Raw genomic sequence first — 7,012 nt, forward strand, 5'->3', positions numbered from 1 at the left:
GCAGCTGTGAGTATGGCAAAACCCGTGACCACGTGCTGGAACTGGATACGGTTCTGCTGGGGGGCCAGCATCTGCATAGCCGCCCGCTTAGCGCTGACGAAGAGCAGCAGGCCGTTGCCCAATCCGGCATTCTTGGCCAGGTGCATACCACCGCGGCTGAGATTATCGACCAGCAGCGGGGGCTGATTGAGGCGAAATTTCCGCCGCTCAACCGCTGCTTAACCGGCTACGATCTGGCGCATCTGCGGGAAGCAAAAGGCCAGCTGAACCTGAACAGCCTGCTGTGCGGCTCGGAAGGCTCATTGGGCTTTTTGAATGAAGCGGTACTCAATGTGCTGCCGATTCCCAAGCACGCCACTTTGGTCAATGTGCGCTATGCCAGCTTTATGGACGCGCTGCGCGATGCCAAGGCACTGATGACTTCAAGCGCGCGCCCTACCTCGATTGAAACTATTGATGACACCGTGCTGCAGCTGGCCATGGAGGACTTTGTCTGGGACAGCGTAGCTGAGTTTTTCCCCACCACCGGTAGTACGCCGATTCGTGGCATTAACTTGATCGAGTTTAACGATGATGACCCTGAACGCTTGTCTGAGCGTGTGCGGGCGTTTACGGAACACTTGAGCCAAGACCCCACGGTGGAGCGTTTAGGCTACACCCTGGCGGAAGGCCGTTCGCAGATTCAAAAAGTCTACGCTATGCGCAAACGCTCGGTGGGTTTGCTGGGCAACGTACAGGGCGAAAAGCGCCCGATTGCGTTTGTCGAAGATACCGCCGTACCACCAGAGCATCTGGCTGACTTTATTACTGAGTTTCGCGCCGCATTGGATGCCCGACAGCTCTCCTACGGCATGTTTGGCCATGTCGATGCGGGGGTACTGCACGTGCGCCCGGCGCTAGATATGAAAGATCCCGAACAGGAAACACTGATTCGTGAGATTTCTGATCAAGTGGCGGCCCTGACCCAGAAGTACGGCGGGCTGTTATGGGGGGAACACGGCAAAGGCGTGCGTTCGGAGTACGGCCCCAAGTTCTTTGGTGAGTTATACCCCAGCCTGCAGCGCGTTAAAGCCGCGTTTGATCCGCATAACCAGCTGAACCCAGGCAAAATTGCGTCGCCCACTGAAGGCGGCGAACTAATCGCCAAAGACAGTGACCCAGAGCTATTAACGATTGATGGCGTCACCCTGCGCGGTCAGTTGGATCGCACCATTGATGAGCGGGCGTGGCAGGCCTACGACGCAGCGGTGTACTGCAATGGCAATGGCGCCTGCTATAACTACGATGTTGATGACCCCATGTGCCCTTCCTGGAAGGCCACCCGTGACCGTGTGCATTCGCCCAAAGGCCGTGCCAGCTTAATGCGTGAGTGGCTACGCCTGCAGTCCCAAGCAGGGATCGATGTGGTGGAGGAGTCGCGCAAGAAGAAAGCCGAAAACGGCTGGGGCTTTGTTAAACGCTTTCCACTGCGCGTTGCCAATACGCTCAGCCGTAAGCAACACCACGACTATTCTCACCAAGTTTACGATGCCATGGCGGGCTGTTTGGCGTGTAAATCCTGTGCAGGCCAGTGCCCGATAAAGGTCAATGTGCCGCAGTTCCGTTCACAGTTTTTAGAGGTCTACCACGGCCGCTATTTACGTCCGCTGCGCGATTACATCATCGGCGGCACTGAGTTCATGCTGCCAACCCTTGCCAAGGTGGCGCCGCTGTATAACGCCCTACTCAACCAGCGCTGGGTCGATAGCCTGATGCGTAAAGGGCTGGGAATTAGCGACTCCCCGCAGCTTTCCCGCGCCAGCGTGAAAAAGCAGCTGCGTGCCTGGGGCGTTGCCGAAGCCACGCCCACCTCGCTTGCGCTGCTGACTGAGCAGCAGCGTGCCAACAGCGTGATCATTGTCCAGGACGCGTTCACCAGCCACTTTGAAGCCAAGCTGGTGATGGATGTGGTGGAACTACTGTCGCGGCTCAACCTGCGGGTGTTTGTGATGCCATTTTCTGCCAACGGCAAACCGCTGCAAGTGCAGGGCTTTTTAGGCGCCTTTGAGCGTACGGCGGAAAAACAGGCCAAGCGCCTGCGAGCGTTGGCAGAGTTCGACGTACCCATGGTGGGGATCGACCCGGCGATGACGCTGACCTACCGTCAAGAGTACGTCAAAGCCCTGGGCAGTGAGCAAGTGCCCAACGTGCTGATGCTGCAAGAGTGGCTAGCCACGCGTATGAACACGCTAGCACCTCGCCAACTGAACCTAACCGATCCTGGCTTTAAGCTGCTTTCCCACTGCACCGAAAAGACCAACGCCCCAGGCAGCCCCAAGGCCTGGCAGCAGGTGTTTGCGGCATTTGGTTTAGAGCTTGAGCTGATGGCGACCGGCTGCTGCGGTATGTCCGGCACCTACGGCCATGAAACCCGTAATGTCGCAACCTCGAAAACCATTTATGCCCAATCCTGGCAGCCTCAGGTGGAAGCCGAGCAAAACACAGGCAAGCTGCTAGCAACAGGCTACTCCTGCCGCAGCCAGGTGAAACGCTATTCTGGGCAAACTTTGCTACACCCGCTTCAGGCGCTATTGGCGCAATTGAGGTCGGTATCTCATCCTTATCCCAACAATATGTAAGAGAGAGCAATGAAATGACTCAACCGAGCCTTCTTTCAACCAATGAAGTGCGTGACCGTTTCTCTAAGGCAATGTCGGCCATGTATCAAGCCGAAGTGCCGCAGTACGGCACGCTGCTTGAACTTGTCGAGCGCGTTAACCAAGAAATACTTAGTCAACAGCCTGAACTGCATCGCCGCCTGGAAGCGCAGGGTGAATTGGCCCGTTTGAGCGTAGAACGCCACGGGGCTATTCGCGTGGGAACCGCTACAGAGCTTGCCATGCTGCGCCGCCTGTTTGCTGTGATGGGTATGTATCCGGTCGGTTATTACGACCTTTCTGAAGCAGGCGTGCCGGTTCACTCAACCGCCTTCCGGCCCATCGACGATGACGCGTTGGCGATGAACCCTTTCCGCGTTTTTACCTCGCTATTGCGTTTAGAGCTTATTGAAAGCGAGGCGCTGCGCCAGCGTTCGGAAGAAATTCTGGCTAAGCGCGATATCTTTACCCCAGGGGCGCGTGAGCTTATTGAGCGCCATGAAACCCAGGGGGGACTCACCAGCGAAGAGACCGACCAGTTCGTCAAAGAAGCACTGGAAACCTTCCGTTGGCATCAGGATGCGACGGTCGATCTGGAGACTTATCAGGCGCTACATGATGAGCACCGTTTGATTGCCGATGTAGTGTGCTTCCGTGGGCCGCATATTAATCACCTGACGCCACGCACCCTGGATATCGACGAAGTACAGCGCCGCATGCCGGAGATGGGCATGAACCCCAAAGCCGTCATTGAAGGGCCGCCGCGTCGTGAGTGCCCGATTCTGCTGCGCCAGACCAGCTTTAAGGCGTTGGAAGAATCAATCCGCTTTGCTGGTGACGCGCAAGGTACTCACACGGCTCGCTTTGGTGAAATTGAGCAGCGTGGAGTGGCGCTAACACCGAAAGGCCGTGCACTTTATGACCAGTTGCTTACTAAAGGCCGCAAGCAAACCACAGGCTTGGATAACGACGCACACCAAACGGTTATGCAAAACGTCTTTGCCAAGCTCCCTGATAACGACGAAGCCATGCGCCGTGAGGGGTTAGCGTATTTTCACTATCATCTGACCGAGAAAGGCCAGGCCGCGGGTGATATTGGCAATGCCGATATGGATGCGTTAATCGCCCAGGGCTTAGTGGAAGCGCAGCCGATCACGTATGAAGACTTTCTGCCAGTGAGCGCAGCGGGGATTTTCCAGTCGAACTTGGGCGGTGCAGAGAGCGAAGCCTATGCCGGCAATGCTAATCGCGATGCCTTTGAAGCGGCGCTGGGCGCCCAGGTGACCGATGAGTTGGCGCTTTATGCTGAGCGCGAAAAGGCGTCTAAAGCGAAGGTGTTGGCGCGTTTAAAAGGCTAATCCCATCGTGTTTATAGAGATCGGCAATATAACAGCGTGAACCGGCCCTTGGGGCCGGTTTTTTGTCGAGCTTAAACAGAGGCTTGTGATGAGTAGCTGTGCGCTATAGCGTCTCCACCTCAAACGCTACGATCTGCCGCTGTACGCTGGAGAACTCCACGCCTATCAAGTGAATTGGTTTGCCGCTGGCACGGTGCTTGTCGGCGTAGCCTTTAGCTTTGATTTGTTCCAGCGCTTTTCCTTCGGGTAGCTGTTCCACCACTTTAAACTCAAACAGGTAAACATGGCCGCCAAAATCGACGCTCATATCCACTTTGCCGTGGTGGCTGGCATCTTCTACTGTCACATTCACGCCCAGTGCGGCGAAGTGGCTGTAAAAGACGCTCGCATAATGTCCTTCATATTGGGCGATAGGGTTGTTGCGGTACCAGTCGTGGGGTAAACCGGCATAAAGCGCTTTGAGGTGGGTTTCCAGGCCTGACAAGTCGTGCGCTTGCAAGGTGCGAAACAGCGTGAGCCGCTCCCGAGGAGGCGCTGGCACGCCCAGCACAGGTAGCAACGCTTGGTTAAGGCTGGTTTCCACCTCCAGGTTGGGATAGCCCAAGGTGTAGAGCCAGTAACCGGTCATCGGCTCCTCGACAGCATGCGCGGTAAGATAGCCTGTTTGGAACAGGAGCGCTTCGGTGGCGATATGATCGACATCAAAGCGGCCTAACAACTCGGCTTCAGTTTGCAGTTGGCTCAAGGCAGGGGTAAACACACCGCGTTTTTTGAGCAATTCCACTAAAAACGTGGGCGTGGCGCTTTCAAACCAATAGGGGCTAAATTTCCGCTCTTCGAGCAGTAAAAGCACATCGAACGGGTTATAAACGCTAGGCATGTCTTGCCCGCCCCAGCGATAGCCGTTGTACCAGCGGCGGATCTCGTCACGGTCCAGCCCCGGCAGCTCTGGGGCAAATACCGTATCTACATCGTGGTCGGTGTAACCGCAAATAGCGGCATAGTCGGATGAGAGTGTAATGTCGCGCAGGTTGTTTAGCCCCGAAAACAGGCTGACTTTGCTGAACTTGGAAACACCGGTTAGTAGCACAAAGTGCAGGTGGGGGTCGGCGTCTTTCAGCACGCTATACAGGTTTTTTAGCCCCTCTCGCAGTTCACGTGATTTATCGCCATCAAGGATATTGTCCAGAATGGGTTTGTCGTACTCGTCGATCAGCACGACCACGCGCTGACCGTGAATACGATGCGCGTGCTCAATCAAGCTAGCAAAGTCGTCCGCAATGCGCTCAGGAGGCGTTGACGTAATTTGCAGGCGAGCCCGCTGCTGCTGTAATTGATATCGAATGTTTGCATCTAGATCCTCTCTGTCAGCCGCTACTCCATTCCCAAAGCTTAAACGCACCACCGGGTATCGCTGCTGCCAGTCCCACATGTCGTGAATATATAGCCCATCAAACAACGCTTCGCGGCCTTCAAACAGGCAGCCTAAGGTATCTAGCAGTAGGCTTTTACCGAAACGGCGCGGGCGGGAGAGAAAATAGTATTTATTCTGGTTCGTTAGCTTTTCAATAAACGGCGTTTTATCGACGTAGTAATAGCCGCCTTCGCGAATGTCCGAAAAGGTCTGAATACCAATAGGCAACTTACGACGATGGGCAGACGGCATGCTGAGTCTCCGAGGCTGAACCGGTCAATCACAGGGTAGTTTAGCATGTTGGCTATAAGGGCAGGCTGCGCGTATGCTGCTCCGTTTTTTGCAGCGGCCGCTGCTCGCATTTTGCGCGTAGCCAAATGATGAAAGTGAGCAAATATTTCGCGTTGGCCAAAGGTCAAATTTGGTAAAAACCAGGACGCGCAAAAGTCACGGTATGTGCCAAGATTGTGACCAAAAAAGGCACATAGTGGCGTTAATTGGTGTGATGGCGAAGAATTAGGTTGCGTTGATTTTAATTTAAGATTTTGTTTTTAATAATATTTTTTTGATTTTTTGTAGTAAGTAGGAAGTAACAGTACGCTACTAAAGCGGCCTCCGAAGCCGAAGGTCGCAGGTTCAATTCCTGCCGGGCGCGCCAGAATTGTAAAAGAGGGGCCTGCGAGAAATCGCAGGCTCCTTTTCTTGGCTGCTATCGGCCAGAAGCGGCTTTTTAGGAGCCACTGATATAGCACTTTAACGATTAGCTAAGCGGCGGCCCGACAGGCCGGGAACAAACTTAAGCGACTGTTTATATTTTCTTGCACAATTCATGAACGCCCTTACGATCATTTATTAATAACACTCGATCGAAGCCGTGCTTAATATCTTTGGATATGTAGGCTGATTGATAAGAATTTTCATCCGCGATCCAGTATTGGTTAATAAGAGCCAGCCAGTATTCGGAAATACCAGGGATATTTTTACGATTCCGTTCTTTTTTAGTAATTCGATCATTTAGCAAATAGGACACGTTAGCCCCAATATCCGCTGAAGATCTAGTATTGGGTAATGCTCCAACGATTTTTTCCCCGAGCTTCTTTCACCATTAAATACTGATATTGATATCGGGTTTGAACATACATCAAATTCAGCCTCAGTGGCAGATGAATTTATCAAATCAAGGATCTTCGATGCGAGTAATTGTTTCGTTTTACTGACATTGTTTACAGGTGTCGGAAGGATGATAAATATATATTTATCAGTAGGGATTTTGTTGCTTAATTCTATGTCAAGTTGATCGAGGAGCTCGTGCCCTGGTTCATCATCGGCTAGTCTAGGTTTTGTAAAACGATTATCGTCAGTTACATGCTGTATTAAACGGGTAACTTCTACAGCAATTCTTTTCCCGTCTTCGCTGACAAGATAGCCATCAGGTGGCTCGTCTCCTTTGATGTATTTGCCACCGTACTTCTCGACCAGAGTTTCAAGAGCATATTTTTCATCGGGCTTCACAAGGTACTCCTGAAATCTAACGCCTGAGTTAAGCCGTACCGCGAAGCGGCGTCGGCTTGAATGAATTGTTAGGCCTGCGCCTAGTAGAGACC

4 protein-coding genes are annotated in these 7,012 nt (G+C 53.2%); 2 read left to right on the top strand and 2 right to left on the bottom strand.

Features of this window, described 5'->3' with window-relative positions; translation table 11 throughout:
- Both BIS10_RS16175 and BIS10_RS16180 read left to right on the top strand, forming a co-directional pair.
- Positions 1–2,618: FAD-binding and (Fe-S)-binding domain-containing protein (locus tag BIS10_RS16175; RefSeq protein WP_253506694.1), on the top strand; the 2,618-nt coding region annotated here is incomplete at its 5' end.
- Positions 2,619–2,632: 14 nt separating this feature from the next.
- Positions 2,633–3,994, top strand: coding sequence for a VOC family protein (locus BIS10_RS16180; protein WP_253506697.1), 1,362 nt, complete (start codon positions 2,633–2,635; stop codon positions 3,992–3,994).
- A 103-nt stretch (positions 3,995–4,097) separates the two neighbouring features.
- Here the strand turns inward: BIS10_RS16180 and BIS10_RS16185 are convergent, their stop codons facing one another.
- Together BIS10_RS16185 and BIS10_RS16190 are read right to left on the bottom strand one after the other, a co-directional pair.
- Complete coding sequence (locus BIS10_RS16185; RefSeq protein ID WP_253506699.1) at positions 4,098–5,660, bottom strand: ATP-binding protein; 1,563 nt, start codon at positions 5,658–5,660, stop codon at positions 4,098–4,100.
- Between the two features lie 762 nt (positions 5,661–6,422).
- Positions 6,423–7,012: hypothetical protein (locus BIS10_RS16190; protein WP_253506702.1), on the bottom strand; the 590-nt coding region annotated here is incomplete at its 5' end.

The sequence above is a fragment of the Halomonas sp. 707B3 genome (assembly GCF_024158645.1).
Taxonomy (GTDB): domain Bacteria; phylum Pseudomonadota; class Gammaproteobacteria; order Pseudomonadales; family Halomonadaceae; genus Vreelandella; species Vreelandella lionensis.

What these genes read in the sequence shown, in the direction of transcription:
- BIS10_RS16185 (WP_253506699.1), bottom strand. Translation starts at nt 5,660, where the DNA reads ATGCCGTCTGCCCATCGTCGTAAGTTGCCTATTGGTATTCAGACCTTT.
- BIS10_RS16180 (WP_253506697.1), top strand. Translation starts at nt 2,633, where the DNA reads ATGACTCAACCGAGCCTTCTTTCAACCAATGAAGTGCGTGACCGTTTC.